The organism is Streptomyces sp. NPDC096176, from assembly GCF_044763255.1.
Classification (GTDB): domain Bacteria; phylum Actinomycetota; class Actinomycetes; order Streptomycetales; family Streptomycetaceae; genus Streptomyces.
This window is the reverse complement of the sequence record NZ_JBIWFV010000003.1, coordinates 566,311-590,807: the sequence shown is the minus strand read 5'-3', so window position 1 is coordinate 590,807 and position 24,497 is coordinate 566,311. Positions and strand designations below refer to the sequence as shown.

Below are 24,497 nucleotides of genomic sequence, written 5' to 3'. Positions count from 1 at the left end.
ATACGGGAGGGTACGCGGCACGGCCGGCAGTCCCATGGCCACCGGCGTCGAACCGCTCTCCGGGGCCCCGCTCAATCGGTCCAACGCCGCTGCCGCACATGGGTCGGGGTGACCCGACAGATGCGCCTCCGTCGCTTCGAGTCCGTGCCCGAGGAGAAGCTCGACGCCTGATCTACGGCCGCCCGCCCTGTGGGGCCTCCAACTGTTCACTCAGACACACGACGTGGGATCAGCTGAGCGAAGAAACGTGCAGAACGACTGTTACCAAGATCGGAGCTTCCGTCGGGGTGGGCCCTGGGGTGGCGCGCAGGGTGGTGCGGTCCGGCGAGTAAGGGCTTGCTGTTGACCGTTGAACGGGTGGGTGTAGTGATCAGTGAATGTCAGGGCCACGCCCGCCCGATGTGTTTGATCCACACATCCGACAGTTACGGAAATGTCTGCAATTGGTAACTGGAGCCGGTCCATGTGTCGACGAGGTTCACCGAAGCTCCACAGTTTGGGTTCTCGGCCCACACCTGGGTCGGGAACCCGCAACTGCCGCCACCAGCCGTAGAGGCCGGTGGGGCACTGTTTTTCGAGGGGACATCACCTATGTCTGCTTCTTCGACCGCTCGTCGCATCGCCGCGACCGCCCTCGCGACCGGAGCCGTCGTCTCGGCCGTTGCCCTGCCGGCCGCCGCCCACGACGGCGACCGCGACCTCGACCGCGACCGTCGGCACCACAGCCAGGACCCGCGGGTCGAGATCAGCGACGTGAATGCCGGCAGCTCCGGACACCACCACCACCGCTCCAACCGGTCCCTGAACGCCGAATGGGTCGAGATCACCAACAACTCCCGCCGTTCGGTGAACCTGGACGGCTGGACCCTGCGCGACCGCGACGGCAACCGCTACCGCTTCGACGACTTCCGTCTCGCCGGCCGCGCGACCGTCCGCGTCCACACCGGCCAGGGCCGTGACACCCGCACCGACCTCTACCAGGACCGCCGCGACTACGTGTGGGACAGCCACTCCGACAAGGCGACCCTGCGGGACCACCGCGGCAACACCGTCGACACCGAGTCCTGGAACCGCCGCCACTGATACAGAGCTGCGACCGGTCCGTCCGCCCGTCGACACAGGACGACCCGTACCGCGTGAATCCGTGAGGCTGTGAACCCGTGTGCGCCGGGCGGTCCGACCGCCCGGCGCACACCTGTGTCACCACCCAGGACGCGAACCCATAGGACAGGAATCGCCGCATAATGCTCATTGCGGGCTCAGAGTCTGGCGATCGTCATCCATGCCAGTTTCGAGTCCCGCCCCAGTGCCACGACCAAGGAAGTAGTTGAGCAGGGTGCAGAGCAGTCACGGGTACTCGGCCGTTGTGCGGGCTGCTTCCGCGGGGGCGCTAGCCCTCGCCGGCTTCGCAGTCGCCTCATGCGGCGGAGCCGGCAGCGAGGCTGACGCGAACGGCAAGGTCACGGTCGTTTATGAACACGACACGATCAAGCCGAAGGGCCGTCAGGCCGTGGCGGTGATCCGGAAGTCCCGCGTGCTCGAGCAAGTCGCCGGCTGGGTGAACAAGTCGGTCGCCCTCCCGAACGACCTGGTCGTGAGAGTCACCGACAAGGTCCCACCGGGGGTTACGGACGCGGTGACCCAGCCCGACGGCAGGACGATCTACGTCCCCCCTGCGTTCCTCACCCAGATCGAAGAGGTCCTCGGCAAGGTGGTCAAGACCGTCAAGCGTCCCGCCCTGTTCCCCGAGGCCAGTTACAACGCCGCCGACCTGACCGCGCTGTCGACGCAGTTCATCTTCGGCCACGAAATGGGCCATGCCCTGCAGCGTCAGCTGCTGCTTCCGAACCTCGGCCTCGAAGAGGACGCCGCCGACGGGTTCGCGTCGTTCTACACCGTCAACGAGGTCGGACCGAACCCGTCGTTGGCAGCAGCGATCCTTTTCGACGAGATCGCCCGCGAGGAAGGCAAGTTGACGCTGGAAGGTCTCTCGAGCGATCACCCGGTCACGCAGCAACGGGTCTTCAACTTCCTGTGCTACCTCGAGGGAAGCGACCCGAAGAAGTTCCACGGGCCCTTGGTCGGTGCGGGCTATCTGCCGAAGACCCGTGCTCCGCTGTGCCCGCAGGCATGGGCGATGCTGGACTACGGCTGGTGGACCCAGCTCAAGCCGCATTTCAGCGAGGCGTTCAAGGATCAGGGCGACAAGACGCAGGAGAACGCGCGCGAGAATTTGATCGAGGAGACGGAGGCCTTCGAGAAGGAACTCGACAAGATCCGCGGCGGGCAGTGAGCACGCGAAGCCTCGGCCCGCATCCCTCAGCGTCGGACCCGCGGCATCCCGAGCCCGATCCACGAGATGATCTCGCGCTGGATCTCGTTGTTGCCGCCGCCGAAGGTGAAGATCACCGCGGTGCGGTAGCCGCGCTCGAGTTCGCCGCCGAGGACCGTCCCTGCCGAGCCTTCTTTGAGGGGGCCCGCCGCGCCGACGACCTCCATGAGCCAGGCATAGGCGTCCCGTCGGGCCTCGGAGCCGTAGACCTTGACGGCCGAGGCGTCCTGCGGGGTGAGGGTGCCGTTCTGCACGGCGTTCACCATCTGCCAGTTGAGCAACTTCATCGCCTCGAGACGTGTGTGGGTGCGGGCGAGCCGGCCGCGTACCCAGCCGAGGTCGATGACGCGGCGACCGTCCGCGAGCTTGGTGTCCGCGGCCCAGCGCTGGACGTCCCGCAGGGCGCGGATCGCCATCGTGCCGTGGGCGGCCAGGGTGACGCGCTCGTGGTTGAGCTGGTTGGTGATCAGCCGCCAGCCCTTGTTCTCCTCGCCGACGCGATGGGAGACGGGGACACGCACGTTCTCGTAGTAGGAGGCGGTGGTGTCGTGGGAGGCGAGGGTGTTGATGAGGGTGCAGGAGTAGCCCGGGTCGGACGTCGGCACGAGAAGCATGGTGATGCCCTTGTGTGGCGGTACGCCTGGTTCCACCGGGGTGGTACGGACGGCGAGCCAGACCCAGTCGGCGGTGTCGCCGTTGGTGGTCCAGATCTTCTGTCCGTTGACCACGTAGCTGTCGCCGTCCCGCACGGCCCGCGTGCGCAGGGCGGCGAGGTCGGTGCCGGCGTCGGGCTCGCTGTAGCCGATGGCGAAGTCGATCTCGCCGGAAAGGATCTTCGGCAGGAAGTAGTCCTTCTGCTCGTGGGTGCCGAATCGCATGATCGTCGGACCGACGGTGTTGAGCGCCATCAACGGCAGCGGCACTCCGGCCTGTGCCGCCTCGTCGAAGAAGATGAACTGCTCCATGGGGCTGAGCCCCCGGCCGCCGTACTCCTGCGGCCAGCCGACCCCGAGCCAGCCGTCGGCGCCGAGCCGGCGGATCGTCTCACGGTAGAAGCGCTTACGGGCGGCAGCCTCGGCGTATCTCGCGTAGGCGTTGTCGGGGACGAGCCCGGCGAAGTAGTCACGGAGCTCGGCGCGCAACTGCTCCTGCTGCGGCGTGTATTGAAGGTGCACGGCCCCTCCAGGCGTCTCACGGTCCGTCCCTGTGCGGCGGCGCACACAGTAGAACGTGTTGCAAGAATCCGGAAGGGCCGTGCCGTGGTGGGTGCCGGAAGAGCCGTGGCCCTGTGGGCTACCGGCAGGCGTACACGGCGTCGATGAGGGCCATCTTGCGCGGGTCGTCGGCGATGTGCGGGCCCATGCGGTTCATGACGTACCCCATGGCGATGCCCGCCTCCGGATCGGCGAGCCCGCACGAGCCCCCGAAGCCGTCGTGGCCGAACGCCCTCGGATTGGGCCCGTACGAACCGTTCTTGCCGCTCAGCCAGAGCCCGAGGCCGACCTCGGTGTCATGTGCGAAACCTGCCCCCAGCACCAGGTCACGGCAGGCTCCCTGGCCCTCGCGCACGCGCTCCGCCGCCGCCGGCGTCAGAACACGGTGGCCGTCGAGCTCGCCGCACCCTGCGAGGATTCCGTACAGCGCGGCAACGGCGCGGGCCGTGCCGTGGCCGTTCGCGGCGGGAATCTGAGCGGCCCGCCAGCCCGCCGAGTTGGCAGCCCCCACCCCGACGGGCGGATTGGTCAGGGCGGCGAGCGCTACAGGCTCCAACTGGGCATAGATCGCCGCCTGTTCACTGCGCTCGCCGGCGGGCGGATGCACCAGCTCGGCAACCCGCCGTGTCTCCTCCTCCGGCAGGCCGATGGTGAAGTCGATTCCGAGGGGCCCGGTGATCTCCTGCCGCAGGAAGTCTCCCGGCATCAGGCCGGTGACCCTGCGTACCACCTCGCCGACGAGATGCCCGTACGTCAGCGCGTGATAGCCGGAGCCGGCGCCCGGCTCCCACCACGGTTCCGTGGCCGCCAGCCGTGCGCAGGTCAGCTCCCAGTCGTAGAGCTCCTCGATCGAGTGCGGCTCGCGCAGCCCGGCGAGGCCCGCCCTGTGGGACAGCAGATGGCGCACGAGGACGCCCTCCTTGCCGGCCGCCGCGAACTCGGGCCAGTAGCGGGCGACCGGCGCGTCCAGGTCGAGGAGACCGCGGTCGGCGAGCAGGTGGGCGCAGAGCGCGGTCGGGCCCTTGGTCGTGGACCACACGTTGACCAGCGTGCCCCTCTCCCAGGGGCGGGTTCTTTCGCCGTCGGCCCAGCCGCCCCACAGGTCGACGGCCTTCTCGCCGTCGACCAGGACGGTCACGGCGGCACCGAGCTCTCCTCGCTCACGGAAGTTCTCCTCGAAGGCGGCACGGACCGCCGAGAAGCGCTCGTCGCAGTGGCCTTCGATCGTGATGGGTTGCTCCGCCATGTCCGGCAAACCTCCGTCGCCTGTCCCGCTCGCCTGCTCTCCAGTGAACATACCGACTGGTCGGACCGGCCGGGAAGGGGGCATCCGAACGTTCCTTGTGGGTGAGCGAGGATGGACCCGGAAGATCCAGACCGGAAGGACGAAGCGATGGCCCTCGACGACCCGGACCTGCCGCGCGAGAAGTCAGGTCCGTTGCGCGACGACTCCGTACTCCTGCACACCGAGGGACACGCTGGGTACATCACGCTCAACCGGCCCCGCGCCATCAACGCCCTCACGCACCCGATGGTGCGCGCCGTCCACGCCGCACTCGACGCCTGGGAAATCGACGAGGCGATCAACGTCGTGGTCATCGCCGGCGCGGGCGAGCGCGGGCTGTGCGCGGGCGGCGACATCCGAGCCATCCACGACGACGCCCGCGGCGGCGGGCGCGCGTCGGTGGACTTCTGGCGGGACGAATACCGGCTCAACGCCCGTATCGCGCGCTGCACCAAGCCGTACGTGGCCCTGATGGACGGCATCGTGATGGGCGGCGGCGTCGGTGTGTCCGCCCACGGCAGCGTGCGGGTCGTGACGGAACGGTCCGCCGTCGCCATGCCGGAGACCGGGATCGGTTTCGTCCCCGATGTCGGCGGGACACACCTGCTGGCACGGGCACCCGGTGAACTGGGCACGCACCTGGCGCTGACCGGCGAAGCGGTCGGGGCGGGCGACGCGCTGCTGCTCTCGCTCGCCGACCACTTCGTACCCTCCGATCGGCTTGCCGACCTCACCGCGTCCCTGGCCACGGTCGACGCTGCCGAGGCGGTACGGCGCCACGAGGCTGCGGCGCCCGAGGCGGAGCTGGCCGCACACCGCCACTGGATCGACCACTGCTACGCCGCCGACTCGGCCGAGGAGATCGTCGAGCGGCTGTCCTCCTGCGGAGAAACCGCCGCCAAGGAAGCGGCGGAGACGATCCTCATGCGCTCCCCCACCGCCGTGAAGGTGACGCTCGCCGCGATCCGCCGCGCCAGGGCGCTGGGAGAGCTCGAGGCGGTTCTGGAACAGGAGTTCCGCGTCTCGTGCGCGGCGCTCTCCTCGCACGACCTGGTCGAGGGAATCCGCGCGCAGGTCGTCGACAAGGACCGCAGCCCGCGCTGGTCGCCGGCCGCCCTCGCGGACGTCGCCGACTCCGAGGTGGCCCGGCACTTCGCCCCGTTCGAAGACCGCGAGCCGGGGGCGGCGCGCGGCCTGTCGCTCGAGGGCTGACAGCGCCGCCCGGCTACGAGAGGGCGGTACCCCGCGCGGAACCTCGGCGGCTGACAGCGCCGCCCGCTGGGCGGGAGCACAGTGCCGCGCGCCTCGGGCCGGGGCACCCCGTCATCGCCGGGGACGGAGCAGCAGCAGCAGCGCGATGTCGTCGCCGCGGGTGGGCGCCTCGGCACGGTCGCCGATCAGGCTGTCCGCCAGCGCATCCAGCGGCTGATCGGCTCCCTGCTCAAGCCGCTCGGCCAGCTCGGCCAGCCCGTCGTCGATGTCGGCGCCGGGCGTCTCGATCAGCCCGTCCGTGTACAGCACCAGCACGGACCCCGGCAGCAGCGGCACCGCGGTGGTCGGATAGAACGACAACCGATCGATGCCCAGCAGCGGGCCGCCCGTGAGGTCGAGGACGTGGACCAGGCCACCCGGATCGCGCAACAGCGGTTGCGGGTGACCCGCTCGGGCGAGCAGGGCACGGTGGTGGGGCAGGTCCAGATGCAGGTAGACACAGCTGGCCAGCAGTTCGGCGTCGAGGTCGATGAGCAGCCGGTTGGTACTCGCCAGAACCCTGCCGGGCGGCTGCCCGACCGCGGTGTACGCCCGCACCGCGGTGCGTACCTGCCCCATCAGGCCGGCGGCGGCGGCATTGTGGCCCTGTACGTCGCCGATGACAGCGGCCGCCTCCGCGTGCACCGCCCCGCGGAACAGGTCTCCTTCGGCGCTGCCGCGCATCAGGTCGTAGAAGTCGCCGCCGATGTCCATGCCCTGCGTTCCCGCCAGATAGCGTGCGGCGACCTCGAGCCCGGGCAGCTTCGGCAGCGAGTGCGGCAACAGCGCGGCCTGCAGGCCGTGGGCGAGACGGTGCTTCGTGTCGTAGAGGCGGGCGCGCTCCAAGGCCTGAACGATCAGCCCGCCGAGACCGGTGAGCACGGCCCGCTCGTCGGTGCTGAACCTGTGCGGCTGCGCGTAGCCGAGGACGCAGGTGCCGACGGGGCGCCCGGAGGCGATCAGCGGCAGATACGCCCAGGCGGCCATGCCGTCCGGCGTGGCGGCACGCGCCGGATACAGGCGCTCCAGTTGCTCTCGCGACTCGAAGAACGACGGAACACCGGTCGCCAGCGCATGCGCACCGGGCGTTCGGGCGGTCAGCAGTATGCCGTCGAATTGTTCGACGACCCTCGGATCTTCGTAGCCTCGCTGGCCCAGGACGCGCAGCCGCCCGAACGTCGGGCCTCAGCATGACCAGAGTGCTGCTCCCGGCGGCGGGCATGATCTCGTCGGCGACCAGCTCGACGACGTCGGAGACCTCCACGGCCTCCGTCAGGGCGCTCGCCAGATTGAGCAGGTGGGAGATGGCCACCAACCGGGCGGGCCGGCTCCGGGGGTCACCGACCACCGGCACGTCCCGCGGACCCCCGAGTGGCGCGTCCCGCGCCGTACGGTCGGCCGGGGTGACCTGGACACTGATACCGCTCCTGCTGGGATGCAGCCGGAACAACAGCCAGTCCTGCGGCGGGCGCAGCGCCACGAAGGACGTGCTGTGCTGGCTCAGCATGGCCGCGCGGTAGCGGTCCTCGTAGACCGGGTCGTTCAGCCAGGGCAGCGTGGTCCACAGGGTGCTGCCCAGCAGCTCGGTCACCTGTGCGCCGACCAGTTCCGCCATGGCCGTGTTGGCGAAGGTGACACGGCCGTCGACGTCCAGCGCGCACATGCCGTCGGGGACACGGGCCACCATCTCCACGGCCTCGGCGGCGCCGCGGGCGCCCGCCATCGGCGCCGAGCCGAGGAAGTCGGGCTCGTGAACGATGTCATTGCCCTCTCGCCGGCCCGCTGGAGCCGCAGGGCGAGGCGGTCGCGGGCCGCGATCAGGTGGGCCCGCTCCCCGGCCGAGATCTCCGGCCGAGATCTCCGGCGGGTGCGACGCGGGCCACGTGACGAAGACGGCGCCGTACACCCTGTCCGCCGTTGCCACGGGCAGCGCGGCGAGCGCGAAGCGGTAGGGCAGCACGACGGAGACACGGGGGTACCGCCGGGCCATGTCGTCCTCTCCGGGCACCCAGACGAACCGCCGCTCACGGACGGCCTCGGCGACGGGAGGCGCGAGGTGAGCGCGACGCGCTCCCAGGGTGCCGCGAAGGCACGGGGCAGGCCGGCCATGACGGCCATCTCGAGCACCTGCAGGGTCCGACAGCAGATACACGGCGCCGGAGTGGGCCTGGACGTCGTCCATCATCCCGGCGAGCGCGAGCGAAAGGAGGGGATGGGAGCCCTCGCCCCCTCCGTCCGACGCCGCGGACCCGGAGGCGACCTCCTCGGACATGGGCCCACCTCCTCCGCACAGCTCACGACCAAGGCTGCCCGCTGCGGGCATATCCCGCACGACGACGGTGGGGCCCTGCCCGTTGCCCTGCCCGGTGGTGGTTCCGGGCGAGGGATCCGGGGCCCGGCCCCGTCAGGGAAGGGGCGCGCGCCTTCCCTGACGGTTCCCGGCCTCAGGCCGCCCGGTCGCGGGCCGTCACCACGTTCGTGCGCACCTCCGTCGTCGTGCCGTTGACCGTCACCGCCAGGGTGAAGGTGCCCGCGCGCAGCGCGGTGACGCGGCCCGTGGCCGGGTCGAAGGCCGCGGCGTGGCGGCCTCGCGCGGAGTCCGCCGGGCCGATGTGGAGATTCGGCGAGCCTGTCCAGTCCGCGCTGACGGGGAAGGCCACCGGTACTCGTCGCGTGCCCTGGACGACGGTCGCCTGCGCATCGCCGGTCTCGCCCGGCCGCAGGACGACGGGTGCGTCCAGCAGGAGTGTGTCGACGTGCGAGCGGGTCTGGACGGAGAGCCAGTCGGGCCGTGCCTCCCACGGCGCCCGGCGGGCGACCGCCTGCTCGGCGTGCGAGATGCCGTCGATGCCGACGAGCGACCAGCCGGTGAAGCCGCCCTCGCCGGCCGGCCCGGCCGGGGCCTTGCCCGAGTTGCCGTTGACGAGGTACGGCACGCCGTCCACGTGGGCGGCATGGAAGACGCCGACGTGGCTGCCGATCATCCCCGCGCCCTTGCCCGTCGTGCGGCGGAACTCCGCGAGCCAGTCCTCGAGCAGTGCCGCCTCCTTCCGGTCTCCGAGCCGGCTGCCCTGCTGGACGGTGGGGTCCCGCGGCGGGACGTGCTCGATCACCATGACGGAGCCGATCCGGGGGTCGCCGGCCGCCGAATCGAGCTGTGCACGGAGTTGCATGATCTGGGCGAGGCCGCCTCCGCGGAGGCTCAGGCTGGACGTGTCGAGGGTGAGGAACCGGGTGCCGCGGTGGTCGAACGTACGGTGCGCGGGGCCGAATTCGGCGACGAAGTTGTCGATCTTCCCGCCCATCACCTCGTGGTTGCCCGGCACGTAGTACCAGGGCAGTTCGTCCCCGAGCTCCTCGGTCAGCACACGGCGTGCGAACGCCAGGTCGGCGGGTGAGCCCTCGTCGACGAGATCGCCGTTGACGACGAGGAAGTCGGGCCGCGCCGCTTTGATCTCCCGGAGCGTCCGCCGGGCCTGCGCGACGATCGGGCTGTCGGGGGCCCGGGCGACGAACTGCGCGTCGGACATCACGGCGAACTGCCAGTCCCGCCGCTCTGTCGTGGCCGCGGGGTCGATGAGCGGGTCGACGACGGCCGGCGGCTCCGGCAGGTCGACCGCGGGCGGCACCTGCGCATCGAGGCCGTCGATGACGATCTGCCCGGTGTACTGCCTGTTCGCGGCGGTCTCCGCGAGATAGAACCGGTGGACGGACAGCGGCGTCGCCGCACCTTGCGGCACAGGGAACTTCACCTGCTGCCAGCCGGTCCAGGTGATGTACGGACCGCGCAGCAACTGGTCGGAACCGGCAGCGTCCTTGAGGTGCAGGGTGGGCCAGGCTCCGTTGCCGTCACCCTTGATCCAGATCGTGAAGGACTGCGGCTGCCCGTCGACGGCGATCCGCTGCGGCGGGTTGACGTACGCGGCCCTGGTCGCGGTCGACTGCGTGAAGTCGTAGGTGAGTTGAAGGCCTGCGCCGTTGTGTCCGTCCGGGGTCCTTGCGACGGAGCCGCTCGCGCGGGCTTGGCTGAAGGTCCAGGCAGCCGCGTCGTCGAATCCCGTCACCGCCTGTTCGGCGAGGCCGACGCTCACGGCGAGGGTCGTGGTCACACCTGCGGCGGTCGCGGTGATCCGGCCGGCCGTGCTTCCTCCGGTGCGCGCGGTGACGGTGAACGAGCCGCGGCCGTCGTCGTGGATGTCGAACAGAGCCTGATCGTAGGTGAGTTGGAGGTCACCGGGCTCGATCGGCGCGCTGTTGCCCTGGGCGTCGAGGCCGAGGATGCCGAAGCTGCCGACGGCGTCCGGGTCGGCGAGTGAGACGCGGCGGGTGGTCGGCTCGATGCGGGCCAGGTCGTCGAGCACGGTGAGCCGGATGCCGCCGTGGGCGCCGGCCCGCTCGGCACGGATGTCGGTGATGCCGCTGCGCCGCGCCCGGAATACGCCGTCGGGGTCGACGTTGCCCACGGAGGGACGCAGGGAGCGCCAGCGCGGGTCTCCGGCGGCGGGACCGTATGTCTCGTCGTACCCCGCGGCCGTCAGCCGGCGGGTCAGGCCGGGGAACACCCGTTCCGGGTGACCTCCCTTGACAGGGTCGGCCGTGGGCGCGTCCACCGCCGGCACCTGGGTCTCGACCCAGTAGCCGCGCAGCTTGCCGCTGCCGTCGGGAGCGGTCAGGGCGAGGCCGTTGGGGACCTCCCGTTCGCTGCCGTCGGAGGGGCTGTTCTCCACCTGGAGTGTGTCGCTGCCCGGTTCGCGGGCGACAAGGGTCGAGGAGCCGCCGCCGTCGAGGTTGAGGGCGTTGTGTGCGCCGGCCTTCTTCATCATCAGGCCGAGCTCGGTGAGGCTGACTCCGCCGCTGTCGGCCTGCCGGCCGTCGACGGTGATGATCTGCATCGCGCGGCCGTCCTCGGAGAATCCGACAGCGGTGCGCGGCGCGGCGGCGTTGTTGCCGGTGCCGTCGTGGTTCTGTGCGACGCCGTCGACGACGAGGAGTTCACGGCCGCCGACGGCCGTGCGCGGCACCGGCCCGCCGTTCGTACGGGGCCGGTACGCCATCTCGACCGGGTCGCCGGGCCGCAGCGCCGCGAGGACGGCCGCCCCTGCCTCACGCCCGACGAGCACGGTGGTGTCCGCCTCGATGGGGCCGGCACCGGGCCCCTCGAGCACCGTGACGACCTTGCCGTCGCGCACGACGGCCTCCGCGACGGGCGTCGCGGCGTCGACGGTGAGGGCCCGATCGGCCTCGCCCCAGGCCGAGGTGTAGGCGCCGATGCCGCCCGCGGGGACGTTGGCGGCGTTGTACGCGCCGAGAACGTGCTGCCCGCCGGGGACGGTGAGTGTGCCGTCGAAGTACAACTGCAGGACGCGGCCCGCCCCGTCGGGGCCGATTCCCACGGCGCGCCCTGCGCCGGGGGCGGGCGAGTGGGTGACGGCGCCGTCCTTGATGCCGGGTCCCAGCGGCGCGCCTGTCTGGTTGATGTCGAAGAAGTCGGCGTTGACGGCGGCGACGGTGCGCCGGCCCTCGCCCGCGTCGTGGTGGGCGGCGAGTTCGGAAACGCTGCGCCGTTCGGCGACCTTGCCGGACGACAGGTAGTCGGCCTGTGTCCCGCTGCCGCCGAGGTCGACGGCGAGCGTGTCGACACGCAGCCACTTGTCGGCTTCGAGCCGGTCGTACGAGGTGAGCAGGACGCCGGGGGCTATCGGCCGGGAGCTTCTGCCGGTCTCGATGCCGTCCGGGTCTGCCACGGCGGCCTGGCCGCTGCCGGAGCCACTGGCGGGCGGCGGGACGATGGGCCGCAGTATCTCGGCGGACTTCCGCGGCGGCGGGACAGGTTGGGGATCGGCGACTGCGGGGGCGGTGGCCCCTGCAGTGAGTGCGGAGAGCGCCGCGACCAGCACGACGGTGTGTCTTGCTCTGCCAAGGCCCACAAGTTCTCCTGAAGGATGGCTGGTTGAGCACGTAGTAAGCGCTGTCGGCGGACAGCATCGCCGGGCCGGGAGCATCGCGCCAGAGGGTCGGAGTGAAGGACGGAGGAACAGGTGACGTCCCGATCAGCCCGGCGTGACCTGCCTCCCGACTCCGTTGTCACCACGCCGACTGCTCGTGCCGCCCCGCCGTTCGGCGCAAGAAATCTGAAACAATTCACGATGCGAGACGTTGTCCCATCGGAGATTGACGCGGCCGGAATTGGCTGACAGTCTCTCTTTCGTGAGTCAAGCCGAGATTCTCGTATCGCGTCTGCACGTCGATCTGCGACGTCACGCCAGCGCACTTTGTGCCGCCGGCTGCTGAAGCGCGCGCACCGCTGACTCCTCTCCCCGTACACACCCAGCCCTGAACAGGGCCGACACCCGCCGCCCATAGGGCCGTCGGGCGCTCGGGCCGGGAGCGGGGCGGGTACGCCTTCGCGGCGGCGCGCCTACACCGAGCAGGATTCCGGTTCACCCGTTCCTGCCCCCTTCACCTTTCCCGTTCCCCCGAATTACTGCCCCCTGCTCGGATTGCATCGCCTCTGCGGTTTGCGGTCCTTGCGCAGCCATTGAAGGAATTCGACGTGCACCACATATCCCGACGCGGTTTTCTCGCGCTCTCCGGCCTTTCCGCACTGGCGGTCGCCGGCTGCGGCACGGCGAGCGGAAGCGGCACACGGAACACCACGACGCTGCGCTACCAGGGCTGGGCCGGTCAGGTCACCCCGGCCGAACTCGCCGCCGAGCTGGGTTATTTGGAGGAACTGACGCTGGAGTGGGTGGGCAACACGACCAGCGGTCCGCAGGACATCCAGTCCGCCGCCTCCGGACAGATCGACTTCGGCGGCGCCTTCAACGGAGCCGTCGTCAAACTCGCCGCCCGCAACGCGCCCATCAAGGCCGTCATCAGCTACTACGGCTCCGACAAGGCCGCCTACAGCGGCTTCTAGGTCACACGGACCAGCCCTCTGCGCTCACCGCGCGACCTCATCGGCAAGAAGGTCGGCATGAACACCCTGGGCGCGCACCACGAGGCGATGCTCGACATCTATCTCGAGAAGCACGGGCTGAGCCGGGCGGAGGCGGAACGGGTCGAACGCATCGTCGTCCCTCCCGTCAACACCGAACAGACGCTGCGGCGGGGACAGATCGACGTGGCCGTCCTCGGCGGCATTCTCCGCGACAAGGCACTCGAGACCGGCGGGGTGCGCAAGCTGTTCAGCGACTTCGACCTGCGCGGCGCGTTCAGTGCCGCCGGCACGTACGTCTTCACCCAGCGCTTCCTCGAACAGAACCCGCGGACGGCACGGACCTTCGTGACCGGCGTCGGCAAGGCCCTGGACTGGTCGCGCACCACCCCGCGCGACGAGGTGGTGGCCCGCATGACGGAGATCGTCGAACGGCGGGGCCGCAACGAGAGCACCGACCCGCTCAGGTACTGGCAGTCGTTCGGCGTCGCCGCGCCCGGCGGCCGTATCGCCGCCGACGAATTGTCCGTCTGGTCCGACTGGCTCGCCGACCGGGGCGACATCAAGACCCGGCAGGTCAGCGTCGACGAGCTGTACACCAACGAATTCAACGGCGGCGGGCGCGCCGCGAAGGGGCGCTGACGCATGACCACCCGGGACATCAACCCGAAGATCAGCTTCCGGGGCGTGGGGAAGTCCTTCCCCGGCGGCCGCGGCCGCTCGGACACCACGGCCCTGGAGAGCATCGACCTCGACATCGCCGCCGGGGAGTTCACCGTGGTCGTCGGGCCGAGCGGCTGCGGCAAGTCGACGCTGCTGGACCTGCTCGGCGGCCTGTCCCGCCCGACCGCGGACGAGATCCTGCTCGACGGCAAGCCGGTCACCGGACCGGGCCTGGACCGGGCAAAGCGACGCCGGTGCTCGGCGGCCTTCTCCACGAAGTACCGCACCGAGCACCCCGTGGTGCGGGTCCATCCGGAGTCGGGCGAACGGGGGCTAATCCCGGGACATCCTGCGGATCCTCCAGTCGTACGTGACCCGCCCGGAGAACGTGGTGCGCTGGACCTGGGCGCCGGGGGACCTGGTCCTGTTCGACAACCGCATCACCCAGCACTACGCACCCGACGACTACGGCGACCTGCCGCGGCTGCTGCACCGGGTGACGGTCGCCGGGGATGTGCCGGTCGGGGTCGACGGCCGCACGAGCGTGATCGTGGAGGGCAACGGGGCGGCTCACTACACGCCGGCCGCCGCCTGACGCGGTGGGCCCACCCGGCGTCGGAGCCGCCGGGAACACAAAGGCGCCGGGAACACAAAGGGTACCGGGAGCACGAAAGGGCGGGCGGGCCGTCACGACCCGCCCGCCCCGTGTCACATCAGTGCTGGGCGCTGCGGCGCTTGCGCGCGGCCCACATGATGCCACCGCCGGCGACGATGACCAGTGCGGCCGCACCCGCGATCAGCGGGGTGGCGCTGGAGCCACCGGTCTCGGCCAGGCCGCCGCCCGGCGCGTCGGTGCTCGGCTGGGCCGAGGGCGTCGCGGGGGCGCTCGTGGCGGGCGCGCTGGTGCTCGGCGTGGCGCTGGGCGCGGGCGAGGACTCGCTCGGCGTCGGCGAGGGGGGCGTCGTCGACGGCGAGGGGCTCGGCGTGCTGTCGTCCTCGCACACCGGAGCGGTCTTCGTCTCGTCGCGCGAGAACTTGTCGTCGTCCCCGGCCTTGACGATCAGACGGACGGTGACTTCCTCGCTGTGCTCGGGAAGGTCGAGCTTGTCGTGGAATTCGCCCTTGAACGTCTTGGCCGGCAGCAGGTCCTTGCCGTCCACCGTGATCGTCACGGTGTTGTCCTTGGTGGGGCTGTACGCGGTCAGGTCGACGCTGACCTCGTCGCAGGTCACCGACCACACCGGCGTGTGCGCGATCGCCGGTGCGGCGGAAAGGCCGACGCCGAGCGCGCCGGCCGAAGCGACGGCTATGAACGCTCCCGTGCGCCGCCACGATCTTCTGATTTCTGTCACTGAGTCCTCCACGATTGCCGCGCCATTCCTCTGGCGGTGCGCGCACAGTACCGCCAGGGCCTCATGGCTCCGCAATCGCCCCAACCGACGCACAGACGCGGCGGCTGAAAACGCGTCAATCAGGGCCCGCGTCGTGTGGCGCGGGTCCACGCGGGCAGAACGAACCAGCACACCACGAACCACACCACCATGGCGATGACCAGCCAGAGCGCGATCGTGTCGTCGAGGACCACTCGGAGTATCAGCAGCAGGGCGAACGCCATCGTGCACAGCAGCAGCACCAGTCCGAGGACGGTCAGCCGCGACGCCCAGGAGACCGTCTGCGGTTTGAGCCGGCGGCCGGTGAGCATCCGGTGGAACGCCACGGGGCCGATCAGCACTCCTGTGGTCGCCGCCCCGAGCACGACGGTCACGGAGTAGATGGTCTGGTCTGTCTGCGACAGTTCGACGAAGCGTGGCTGAAAAGCCACGGTCAGCAGGAAACCGAAAAGGATCTGCACTCCGGTCTGGGCGACGCGCAATTCCTGGATCAGGTCGGCCCATCTCCGGTCGGCCCTTTCGTCTTCCGTCTCGTCGCGCCCGGGTCCACCATTGCCCTTTCCCTTGCCATTGCCCCTGTTCCTGTCCATGGCACTGCGGCTCCCTTCTTTCCGGCGCCGGATCGGCGGAGGGCGGCCGGAACGTCTGTGTCGCAGCCTCCTATCGAAGAGCCGCGAGTCGGCGGCCGGCCGGCCCCACGGCCCGCCGTCTGCCGAGCGCATCCCCCCAGGGGTCGCTCCGTGCCTGTTCGAGTGCGTCGGCGACCGTCCAGCGCCCCGGGGCCAGTTCCGGGTCCTCCAGTTGCTCCCAGCCGATCGGCGTGGCCACCGGCGCCCCGGGCCTGGCACGCACCGAGTAGGGCGTCACCGCCGTCTGGGCGTAGCCGTTGCGCTGCACGTCCAGGTAGAGGCGGTTCCCGCGTGCCTGTTTGCGTGCCGCTGTGGTCAGCCGGTCGGGATCCCGGCGGGCCAGTGTCTCCGCCACCTCCTGCGCGAAGGCACGGGTTCTGTCGAAGTCCGTGTCGCCGGCGAGTGGCACGATCACATGCAGCCCTCGGGAGCCGGTGGTCATCAGCACGGACGGCAGCTCGAGCTCGTCCAGGAGGTCGCCGAGCTGCCGCGCGGCCCGGCGCACCGGCTCGAAGTCGTCGCCCGTCGGGTCGAGGTCGAAGACCAGCCGGTCGGGCCGCTCCAGGCGGCCGACTCGGGACTGCCAGCGGTGGAATGTGATACACGCCTGGTCGACGAGGTACAGGAGGGTGGCGGTGGTGTCGCAGACGGTGTGGTTCACGGTGCCGTCGGCCTTGGCGACCTCCACCCTGCGTATCCAGTCGGGGTAGTTGTCCGGGGTGTTCTTCTGCATGAAGCGGGGGCCGTCGATGCCGTCGGGGTGGCGTTCCAGCATCAGCGGCCTGCCGCGCAGGTGCGGCAGCATATGGGGTGCGATCGCCCGGTAGTAGTCGGCGAGGTCGGCCTTGGTGATCCCGTCGTCGGGGAAAAGCACCTTGTCGGGCCGCTTGATCCGTACCGTTCGTCCGCCGGCCCGCACACTGTGCGTCCTGCTCTCTGTCACGGGCGCACCATCGCTTCCGCGACGAGCAGGCGCACCGCCGCCGCGATCGACTCGGCGTCGATACCGGACGCGTGGAGCTGTTCCTCGGGCTTTGCCGACGCCGGCACGTTCCGTACCCCCAGCCGTACCAGCCTGGGCATGGGCTGCCCGTCGGAGAACGCCTCGGCCACGGCGTCGCCGATGCCGCCCTCCGGGCGGTGGTCCTCGACCGTCAGCAGGCAGCCGGTGTCGTCTGCGGCGCTCTGCAGCGTCCCGCTGTCGACGGGCTTGACGGAGTAGAGGTCGACGACGCGCACCGAGATGCCCTCGCGCTCCAACAGAGCCGCGGCGGCGAGCGACTCGTGCACGGTCACACCGGCGGCCACGACGCAGACCCGGTCGCGGTGGGAGGAGCGCAGCACCTTGGAGCCGCCCACCGGGAAGTCCTCGTCCGGCCCGTAGAGCACCGGCATGTCGGCGCGGCTGGTGCGCAGGTAGCTCACGTTGGGCAGGTCCGCCATGGCCGCGACGAGCCGGGCCGTCTGGTGGGCGTCGCACGGGTAGAGGACGGTGCTGCCGGGCACCGAGCGGAACATGGCGAGGTCCTCCAGGCCCATCTGGGAGGGCCCGTCCTGGCCGATGGCGACCCCCGCGTGGGAGCCGACGAGGTTGATGGAGGCGCGGCTGACGGCCGCCATGCGCACGAAGTCGTGGGCGCGGGTCAGGAAGGCGGCGAACGTCGCGGCGAAGGGAACATAGCCCCTGGCGGACATGCCCACGGCCGCGGCGACAAGCTGCTGTTCGGCGATGTAGCACTGGAAGTGGCGGCCGGGGTGCTCCTTGGCGAAGTACTCGGTGCGTGTGGAGTCGCCCACTTCGGCGTCGAGTGCCACGACGTCGGTGCGTGCGGAGCCCAGGGCGACGAGGGCCTGGCCGTACGCGGTGCGGGTGGCGACCTCGTCGCCGACCTCGTACACGGGCAGGGTGAGCCCGGCGGTGCGGGCGTGCAGGACGCGGGCCTGGGGTGGCGGCTGGACCTCGACGGTGGTGGTGCGTACGCCGCCGAGTTCCTCGATCGCTTCTTGGGCGTCGGGCAACGGCTTGCCGTGCTTGCCTTCCTGGTCCTGGACCGCGCTCACTCCACGGCCCTTCTCGGTGCGGGCGATGACGGCGGTGGGCCGGCCCACGGTGGCCGCCGCCTCGGACAGGGCGTCGTCGACGGCCCTGACGTCGTGTCCATCGATCTCGACGGTGTGCCAGCCGAAGGCCTGGAGCCGGCGGGCGTACGCGTCGAGATCCCAGCCGAAGCGGGTGGGACCGCGCTGGCCGAGCCGGTTCACATCGATGATCAGCGTCAGGTTGTCCAGCCGCTCGAAGGCGGCGTGCTCGACGGCCTCCCACACCGACCCTTCCGCCATCTCGCTGTCACCGGACAACACCCAGACGCGGTACGGGATCTGGTCCAGCCTCTTGCCCGCGAGTGCCATGCCGACACCGACAGGGAGCCCCTGACCCAGTGAGCCGGTGGCGACGTCCACCCAGGGCAGTCGCGGAGTGGGGTGCCCTTCGAGGCGGCTGCCGTGTTGGCGGAAGGTGAGCAGTTCCTCGTCGTCGATCGCCCCCGCGGCCCGGTACAAGGCGTACAGCAGCGGCGAGGCGTGGCCCTTGGAGAGTACGAGCCGGTCGTTGCCGGGGTGCTCCGGGCGGCTGAAGTCGTAGCGCAGATGACGGGCCAGAAGGACGGCCCCGAGTTCGGCCGCGGACATGGAGGACGTCGGGTGGCCGGAACCTGCGGCGTCGGCGGCGCGTACGGCGTCCACGCGCAACTGCTGTGCCAGCTCTGCAAGTTGTTCGTCCTGCATTTCACTGCTCCTTGGAGGGGGCGCCCGCGAACCGCGCCAGTTCCGGCGAGGCGGTGTCGAGCGGGACCGATCCGGAACGCACAAGGCCCAGTTGGACCGCCTGGCGGGGCAGTACGGCGTCCAGGGCCCAGTCGGCGGCGACGCGCACCCGGTTGCCGGGCATCGCGGCAAGGTGGTAGGCGCGGGTGACGGCCCCGGCGAGCGGGCCGGGGAGCGCCACCCCGAGGGGGTTGGCGGCGGCCTTGACGCCGCCGAGGTCCACGGCGAAACCCAGGTCGTGGTGGACGTAGGCGCGCCGGGCGCCCCGGCCGAGGGAGGCGGCGACGTTGTGGCCGGCCGTCCTGCCCTGACGGGTGGCGTGTTGAGCTGTCATGGGTGTGTACTCGCCGGGGCGGGTGACGTCGGGGACCGCGGCGGCGTCCCCGCAGGCGAACACCTCGGGGTGACCGGGCACGGTGAGCGCGGAGTCGACGACCAGCCGGCCGCGTTCGACGGGCAGCCCGATGTCGGAGACCAGCGGGTCGGGGCGTACGCCGACGCACCAGACCAGGGTGCGGGTGGCGATGTCGTCGCCGTCGTCGAGGAGCGCTCCGTTCGCGGTGGCTTCCTTGACGGACGTTTTGGTGCGGATCTCGACGCCGCGTTCGCGCAGTACCCGGTCCGCGGTGTCCGAGAGCCTGCGGTCGAGTTCGGGCAGCACCCGGTCCGCGATGTCCACCAGCACCCAGCGCGGCCGGCCGTCCCTGTTCCCGGCGCGCTGCCGGTCCGCGAGCGCCCGGGTGAACATGGCGCCGTGGGCCGCCACTTCGGTGCCGGTGTATCCGGCGCCGACGACGACGAAGGTGCGGCGGGCGGCACGCTCTTCCGCGCTGTCCGCCACGAGGGCGAGCTCCATCTGCCGGGTGACGTGGTCGCGCAGGTAGAGGGCTTCCGGCAGGCCGCGGAAGCCGTGCGCGTGCTCGGCGATGCCGGGCACCGGAAGCAGTTTGTTGACGCTGCCGACGGCGAGCACGAGCCGGTCGTAGTCGAGCCGGCCGCTTTCGCCCTCCGGCCCCTCGTAGTGGACGTGCCGTTCGGCGAGATCGACCACGGTGGCCGTGCCGAGGACCAGACGGGCCTGAGGAAGGGTGCCGGGGAGCGAGACCGTCACACGGCGCGGTTCGAGGATGCCCGCCGCTACCTGCGGGAGCAGCGGCAGATAGAGGAAGTAGTCGGTCGGGTTGAGCAGGACCACCTCGGCCTGGCCGCGCAGGGTCCGCACGAGCGTGCGGGCGGCGTGGAATCCGGCGAACCCGGCTCCGACGACTACAACACGGGAACGGCTCACGGTTGGCTCCGTTCGCGAACGGGGGTGTGTACGGCGAGCGGCATCCGGGTGCCCCTGAGCTGGGCCGCCAAACACTGCGCGCGCCTGGCCGGGACGGGCCGCCCTGCTCGTTCGTGCGGTGCGTCTCTACTCGTACGTACGGTGGTTCGGCCGGTCCTCGACCACGGGAGTCGTCGGCGGCACGACCACGCGCCGACGCCGGGCGATGCTGGTGAAGGTGGCGACTCCGATGATGCCGACGGCCATCAGGATCAGGCCGATCACGTCGAGGTTGGCGCCCTTCACCTCCCAGTCGGTGGCGAACGTGAGGATCGCTCCGGCCGCGATCAGGATGATGCAACCACCCAGACCCATTTGACTCACCCTTTTCTCTGGTCGTCGGCTTCTTCGATGCCGTCCTGGTCGGGTTGCGGGTACCCGCCCCAGGTAACGCCATGCATGGGCCGCCCGACGGTGGACGCGAGACGGGCCGTCCGGATAGGGCACGGCGCGCAATCGATCAAGAGCGGGCCGGGGAGTGCAAGGTCACAGCCGTCGGCACTGCTGTGACTCTGGGTGTCTGTCCTAACATCCGGAGCATGACGGTCCTCCCCGATGACGGGTTCTCACTGGCCGCCGAGTTCCCGGATGCGACCCATGAGCAGTGGCAGCGCCTGGTCGAAGGCGTGCTGCGCAAGGCAGGCAAGGACGTGACGGGCACGGCGGCCGAGGACGCGCTGTCCACGGCTCTGGAGGACGGGATCACCACCCGTCCTCTCTACACCTCCCCCGGCACGCCCCACGGCGGTGCGGACGCGTCCGGTTTCCCCGGCTTCGCCCCGTTCACCCGCGGCGGCAGGCCCCAGGGCGCTTCGCTCGCCGGCTGGGATGTACGCCAGCGCCACGAAAGGCCTGATCCGGCCCGTACCAACGAGGCGGTCCTGACCGACCTCGAGAACGGCGCCGCGTCAGTGTGGCTGGCGGTCGGCGAGTCCGGTGTGCCTCTCGACGGTCTCGGCGCGGCGCTCGAGGGCGTCTATCTTGACCTGGCTCCTGTGGTGCTCGACGCGGGCAGTGCCTTCGAGGCGGCGGCCCGGGAGTTGCTCGCGCTGTACGAGAAGAGGGGCGTGGCCCCGGGGGCGGCGCTCGGCAACCTCGGCGCCGACCCGTTGGGCCATGCCGCGCGCACCGGCCGTTATGACGGGCTCGACGAGCAAACGGCCGCGGCAGCCGAGCTCGCCACCCTGTGCCACAGCACTCGTCCGGGCCTGCGGGCGGTGACGGTCGACGCGCTGCCGTACCACGAGGCGGGTGCGACGGCCGCCCAGGAGCTGGGGTGCTCCTTGGCCACCGGCGTCGCCTGGCTGCGTGACCTGACGGGAGCCGGCCTGGACGCGCAAGCGGCCTGCGGTCAGCTGGAGTTCCGGTACGCAGCCACCGCGGACCAGTTCCTGACGATCGCCAAGCTGCGCGCGGCCCGCCGGCTGTGGGCCCGGGTGGCCGAGGTGTGCGGGGTGACCGGCGGTGCCGGAGCGCAGCGGCAGCACGCCGTGACCTCCTCCGTGATGATGACCCGGCGCGACCCGTGGGTGAACATGCTGCGTACGACGGTCGCATCGCTCGCCGCGGGGGTGGGCGGCGCCGACGCGGTGACGGTGCTCCCGTTCGACCACGCGCTGGGCCTCCCGGACGCCTTCGCGCGCCGGATCGCCCGCAACACCTCCACGATCCTGCTGGAGGAGTCGCACCTGGGCCGGGTCGTGGACCCGGCGGGCGGCTCCTGGTACGTCGAACAGCTCACGGACGAACTGGCGCAGGCGGCCTGGGCGTGGTTCCAGGAAATCGAGGCGTCCGGCGGCCAGGCCGCCGCGCTGAGCAGCGGGCTGGTCGGAGAGCGCATCGGCGCCGCTTGGGCGAGCCGCAGCCGGAAGCTGGCCACGCGCCGCGAACCGGTCACCGGAGTCAGCGAGTTCCCGTTGCTCGGGCAGCCGGCGGTGCAGCGCGATCCGGCTCCGCGACGGCCCGGCGGCGGACTGCCTGTGGTCCGCCGTGACGAGGCGTTCGAGACGCTGCGGGCTCGTTCGGACGCGCATCTGACAGCGACCGGGGCACGGCCCAAGGTGTTTCTCGCGGCGCTCGGCCCGGCATCGGCGCACACCGCGCGGGCGGGTTTCGCCGCCAACCTCTTCCAGGCCGGCGGCATCGAACCCGTCCACGACCCGGTGACCGTCGACGCGGCCTCCGCCGCGGCGGCGTTCGCCGCCAGCGGCGCGTCCGTGGCGTGCATCTGCTCCAGCGACGCGCTCTACGCGGAGCAGGCCGGAGCGGTGGCCGAGGCCCTGAAGGCCGCGGGCGCACTGCGGGTGCTCCTCGCCGGGCGGCCCGGCGAACAGCGTGAGACGTACGAGAGGGCCGGCGTCGACGACTTCGTCGTCGCGGGCGGCGACGCGGTCGCCGTGCTGGCCACGGCCCTCGACCGGATCGGAGTGGCGTGATGGGCATCCCGGACTTCACGGGTATCGAGCTGGGGCCCGCAGCCGCGGGCACGGCCGATGAGGAGCAGTGGCAGGCGGCCGTCGAGACGGCCACCGGCAAGGACGCCGGCGAGCTGGCGTGGGAGACGCCGGAAGGCATTCCGGTCAAGCCCCTGTACACGGACCGCGATCTGGCGGACGTCGACTTCCTCGGTACCTATCCGGGCGTAGCGCCGTATCTGCGCGGCCCGTACCCCACGATGTACGTCAACCAGCCGTGGACCATCCGTCAGTACGCGGGTTTCTCCACGGCCGAGGAGTCCAACGCCTTCTACCGGCGCAATCTCGCGGCCGGCCAGAAGGGTCTGTCGGTCGCCTTCGACCTGCCGACGCACCGCGGATACGACAGCGACCACCCTCGGGTGACCGGCGACGTCGGCATGGCCGGTGTGGCGATCGACTCGATCTACGACATGCGGCAGCTGTTCGACGGCATCCCGCTGGACCGTATGAGCGTGTCGATGACGATGAACGGCGCGGTCCTGCCGGTCCTCGCGCTGTACATCGTGGCCGCGGAGGAGCAGGGCGTACCGCCCGAGAAGCTGGCGGGGACCATCCAGAACGACATCCTCAAGGAGTTCATGGTCCGCAACACCTACATCTATCCGCCCGGCCCCTCGATGCGGATCATCTCGGACATCTTCGCGTACACGTCGCAGAAGATGCCCCGCTACAACTCCATCTCCATCTCCGGCTACCACATCCAGGAAGCAGGAGCCACCGCCGACCTGGAGCTCGCGTACACCCTCGCCGACGGCATGGAGTACCTGCGGGCGGGGATCGCCGCGGGCATGGACGTGGACGCTTTCGCGCCCCGGCTGTCGTTCTTCTGGGCGATCGGCATGAACTTCTTCATGGAGGTCGCCAAGCTGCGCGCGGCGCGGCTGCTGTGGGCGAAGCTGGTGAAGACGTTCGATCCGAAGAACCCCAAGTCGCTGTCGCTGCGCACCCATTCGCAGACCTCCGGCTGGTCGCTGACGGCGCAGGACGTCTTCAACAACGTCACCCGCACCTGTGTCGAGGCGATGGCCGCGACCCAGGGACACACCCAGTCGCTGCACACCAACGCCCTCGACGAGGCGCTGGCCCTGCCGACCGACTTCTCCGCCCGGATCGCCCGCAACACCCAACTCCTGCTGCAGCAGGAGTCGGGCACCTGCCGGGTCATCGACCCGTGGGGCGGCAGCGCGTACGTGGAGAAGCTCACGCACGACCTCGCCCGGCGCGCCTGGCAGCACATCGAGGAGGTGGAGGCCGCGGGAGGCATGGCGAAGGCCATCGACGCCGGCATCCCCAAGCTCCGCGTGGAGGAGGCCGCGGCCCGCACCCAGGCCCGTATCGACTCCGGCCGACAGCCGGTGATCGGCGTCAACAAGTACCGCGTGGAGAGCGACGAGCAGATCGAGGTACTCAAGGTCGACAACTCCCAGGTGCGCACCCAGCAGGTCGAGAAGCTGCGGCGGCTGCGCGCGGAGCGCGACGAGAGCGCCTGCCAGGACGCGCTGCGCGCCCTGACCGCGGCGGCCGAGGCCGGTCCGGGGCAGGGAGGTGGTCTGGAGGGCAATCTGCTGGCGCTGGCGGTGGACGCGGCCCGGGCCATGGCGACCGTCGGAGAGATCTCCGACGCCCTGGAGAAGGTGTACGGCCGGCACTCCGGTCAGATCCGTACGATCTCCGGTGTGTACAGGAACGAGGCCGGCATGTCACCCGCGGTGGACGGAACCCGCGCCCTGGTCGAGGAGTTCGAGCAGGCGGAGGGCCGGCGGCCGCGCATCCTGGTCGCCAAGATGGGCCAGGACGGCCACGACCGCGGCCAGAAGGTCATCGCCACCGCCTTCGCCGACCTCGGTTTCGACGTCGACGTCGGCCCGCTGTTCCAGACGCCGGCGGAGGTGGCCCGCCAGGCTGTGGAGGCGGACGTCCACATCGTCGGTGTCTCGTCGCTGGCCGCGGGTCATCTGACGCTGGTGCCGGCGCTGCGCGAGGAGCTGGCGGCCGAGGGGCGCGAGGACATCATGATCGTGGTCGGCGGTGTGATCCCGCCGCAGGACGTCCAGGCGCTGCGCGACGCGGGTGCGGCGGCGGTCTTCCCGCCGGGCACGGTGATCCCGGACGCCGCTCGGGACCTGGTGCGGACCTTGGCCGGCTCACTCGGCCACGAGATCTAGGGC

The 24,497-nt window shown here is 70.9% G+C and carries 17 protein-coding genes and 3 pseudogenes; 10 read left to right on the top strand and 10 right to left on the bottom strand.

The window, feature by feature from the left end:
- Positions 1-591: 591 nt before the first annotated feature.
- Both ACIQ7Q_RS11410 and ACIQ7Q_RS11405 read left to right on the top strand, forming a co-directional pair.
- The gene (locus tag ACIQ7Q_RS11410) at positions 592-1,083 is read left to right on the top strand and encodes a lamin tail domain-containing protein (protein WP_403858997.1); all 492 of its coding nucleotides are present in this window, start codon (positions 592-594) and stop codon (positions 1,081-1,083) included.
- Between the two features lie 253 nt (positions 1,084-1,336).
- A complete protein-coding gene (locus tag ACIQ7Q_RS11405; RefSeq protein WP_403859185.1) occupies positions 1,337-2,293 on the top strand; it encodes a DUF4344 domain-containing metallopeptidase in 957 nt (318 codons plus the stop codon).
- A 26-nt stretch (positions 2,294-2,319) separates the two neighbouring features.
- On the opposite strand, the gene ACIQ7Q_RS11400 is transcribed toward ACIQ7Q_RS11405, so the two are convergent.
- Both ACIQ7Q_RS11400 and ACIQ7Q_RS11395 read right to left on the bottom strand, forming a co-directional pair.
- Entirely contained in the window at positions 2,320-3,507 is a 1,188-nt protein-coding gene (locus tag ACIQ7Q_RS11400) for an acyl-CoA dehydrogenase family protein (protein ID WP_403858995.1), read from the bottom strand.
- A gap of 118 nt (positions 3,508-3,625) precedes the next feature.
- On the bottom strand, positions 3,626-4,792 hold the full coding sequence (locus ACIQ7Q_RS11395) for a serine hydrolase domain-containing protein (protein ID WP_403858993.1): 1,167 nt from the start codon (positions 4,790-4,792) through the stop codon (positions 3,626-3,628).
- Positions 4,793-4,939: 147 nt separating this feature from the next.
- On the opposite strand from ACIQ7Q_RS11395, the gene ACIQ7Q_RS11390 reads away from it, so the two are divergent.
- Positions 4,940-6,043 carry an enoyl-CoA hydratase/isomerase family protein gene (locus ACIQ7Q_RS11390; protein WP_403858991.1) on the top strand — a complete coding sequence of 368 codons (1,104 nt, stop codon included), beginning with the start codon at positions 4,940-4,942 and terminating at the stop codon, positions 6,041-6,043.
- 111 nt (positions 6,044-6,154) lie between these two features.
- On the opposite strand, the pseudogene ACIQ7Q_RS11385 reads toward ACIQ7Q_RS11390, so the two are convergent.
- Positions 6,155-8,354: pseudogene (locus tag ACIQ7Q_RS11385) on the bottom strand (SpoIIE family protein phosphatase).
- 172 nt (positions 8,355-8,526) lie between these two features.
- Entirely contained in the window at positions 8,527-12,009 is a 3,483-nt protein-coding gene (locus ACIQ7Q_RS11380; protein WP_403858989.1) for a phosphodiester glycosidase family protein, read from the bottom strand.
- A 280-nt stretch (positions 12,010-12,289) separates the two neighbouring features.
- Here ACIQ7Q_RS11380 and ACIQ7Q_RS11375 point away from each other — a divergent pair, with 280 nt between their 5' ends.
- From ACIQ7Q_RS11375 to ACIQ7Q_RS11355, 5 genes and pseudogenes are all read left to right on the top strand, one after another.
- The gene (locus ACIQ7Q_RS11375; RefSeq protein ID WP_403859183.1) at positions 12,290-12,373 is read left to right on the top strand and encodes a putative leader peptide; all 84 of its coding nucleotides are present in this window, start codon (positions 12,290-12,292) and stop codon (positions 12,371-12,373) included.
- A 262-nt stretch (positions 12,374-12,635) separates the two neighbouring features.
- Positions 12,636-13,001: a hypothetical protein gene (locus ACIQ7Q_RS11370; RefSeq protein ID WP_403858987.1), complete on the top strand. Its 366-nt coding sequence runs from the start codon at positions 12,636-12,638 to the stop codon at positions 12,999-13,001.
- Positions 13,002-13,019: 18 nt separating this feature from the next.
- Positions 13,020-13,661, top strand: coding sequence for an ABC transporter substrate-binding protein (locus ACIQ7Q_RS11365; RefSeq protein ID WP_403859181.1), 642 nt, complete (start codon positions 13,020-13,022; stop codon positions 13,659-13,661).
- Between the two features lie 3 nt (positions 13,662-13,664).
- A pseudogene (locus ACIQ7Q_RS11360) lies at positions 13,665-13,922 on the top strand (ATP-binding cassette domain-containing protein); the annotation flags it as partial.
- A pseudogene (locus ACIQ7Q_RS11355) lies at positions 13,917-14,277 on the top strand (TauD/TfdA dioxygenase family protein); the annotation flags it as partial. The pseudogenes ACIQ7Q_RS11360 and ACIQ7Q_RS11355, both read left to right, overlap by 6 nt.
- A gap of 118 nt (positions 14,278-14,395) precedes the next feature.
- Here ACIQ7Q_RS11355 and ACIQ7Q_RS11350 read toward each other — a convergent pair.
- The 6 genes from ACIQ7Q_RS11350 to ACIQ7Q_RS11325 all read right to left on the bottom strand — a co-directional run bounded on the left by ACIQ7Q_RS11350 (position 14,396) and on the right by ACIQ7Q_RS11325 (position 20,167).
- A complete protein-coding gene (locus ACIQ7Q_RS11350; RefSeq protein WP_403858985.1) occupies positions 14,396-15,034 on the bottom strand; it encodes an LAETG motif-containing sortase-dependent surface protein in 639 nt (212 codons plus the stop codon).
- A 119-nt stretch (positions 15,035-15,153) separates the two neighbouring features.
- Positions 15,154-15,663: a DUF6328 family protein gene (locus ACIQ7Q_RS11345; RefSeq protein ID WP_403858983.1), complete on the bottom strand. Its 510-nt coding sequence runs from the start codon at positions 15,661-15,663 to the stop codon at positions 15,154-15,156.
- Positions 15,664-15,733: 70 nt separating this feature from the next.
- Positions 15,734-16,645, bottom strand: coding sequence for a non-homologous end-joining DNA ligase (gene ligD, locus ACIQ7Q_RS11340; protein ID WP_403858981.1), 912 nt, complete (start codon positions 16,643-16,645; stop codon positions 15,734-15,736).
- Positions 16,642-18,486, bottom strand: a complete 1,845-nt coding sequence (locus ACIQ7Q_RS11335; RefSeq protein WP_403858979.1) for a transketolase — start codon at positions 18,484-18,486, stop codon at positions 16,642-16,644. The genes ligD and ACIQ7Q_RS11335 overlap by 4 nt, the downstream gene beginning before the upstream one ends.
- A 1-nt stretch (position 18,487) precedes the next feature.
- Positions 18,488-19,813: an NAD(P)/FAD-dependent oxidoreductase gene (locus ACIQ7Q_RS11330; protein ID WP_403858977.1), complete on the bottom strand. Its 1,326-nt coding sequence runs from the start codon at positions 19,811-19,813 to the stop codon at positions 18,488-18,490.
- Positions 19,814-19,939: 126 nt separating this feature from the next.
- Positions 19,940-20,167: a DUF6458 family protein gene (locus ACIQ7Q_RS11325; protein WP_403858975.1), complete on the bottom strand. Its 228-nt coding sequence runs from the start codon at positions 20,165-20,167 to the stop codon at positions 19,940-19,942.
- A 224-nt stretch (positions 20,168-20,391) separates the two neighbouring features.
- On the opposite strand from ACIQ7Q_RS11325, the gene ACIQ7Q_RS11320 reads away from it, so the two are divergent.
- Together ACIQ7Q_RS11320 and scpA are read left to right on the top strand one after the other, a co-directional pair.
- Positions 20,392-22,287, top strand: a complete 1,896-nt coding sequence (locus ACIQ7Q_RS11320) for a methylmalonyl-CoA mutase family protein (RefSeq protein ID WP_403858973.1) — start codon at positions 20,392-20,394, stop codon at positions 22,285-22,287.
- Complete coding sequence (gene scpA / locus ACIQ7Q_RS11315) at positions 22,287-24,494, top strand: methylmalonyl-CoA mutase (RefSeq protein ID WP_403858971.1); 2,208 nt, start codon at positions 22,287-22,289, stop codon at positions 24,492-24,494. The genes ACIQ7Q_RS11320 and scpA overlap by 1 nt, the downstream gene beginning before the upstream one ends.
- Positions 24,495-24,497: the final 3 nt, after the last annotated feature.

Excerpts from the sequence above, each read along its gene's own strand:
- ACIQ7Q_RS11410 (WP_403858997.1), top strand. The coding sequence starts at position 592 with ATGTCTGCTTCTTCGACCGCTCGTCGCATCGCCGCGACCGCCCTCGCG.
- ACIQ7Q_RS11395 (WP_403858993.1), bottom strand. The coding sequence starts at position 4,792 with ATGGCGGAGCAACCCATCACGATCGAAGGCCACTGCGACGAGCGCTTC.
- ACIQ7Q_RS11390 (WP_403858991.1), top strand. The coding sequence starts at position 4,940 with ATGGCCCTCGACGACCCGGACCTGCCGCGCGAGAAGTCAGGTCCGTTG.
- ACIQ7Q_RS11345 (WP_403858983.1), bottom strand. The coding sequence starts at position 15,663 with ATGGACAGGAACAGGGGCAATGGCAAGGGAAAGGGCAATGGTGGACCC.
- ACIQ7Q_RS11335 (WP_403858979.1), bottom strand. The coding sequence starts at position 18,486 with ATGCAGGACGAACAACTTGCAGAGCTGGCACAGCAGTTGCGCGTGGAC.
- ACIQ7Q_RS11325 (WP_403858975.1), bottom strand. The coding sequence starts at position 20,167 with ATGGGTCTGGGTGGTTGCATCATCCTGATCGCGGCCGGAGCGATCCTC.
- ACIQ7Q_RS11320 (WP_403858973.1), top strand. The coding sequence starts at position 20,392 with ATGACGGTCCTCCCCGATGACGGGTTCTCACTGGCCGCCGAGTTCCCG.
- scpA (WP_403858971.1), top strand. The coding sequence starts at position 22,287 with ATGGGCATCCCGGACTTCACGGGTATCGAGCTGGGGCCCGCAGCCGCG.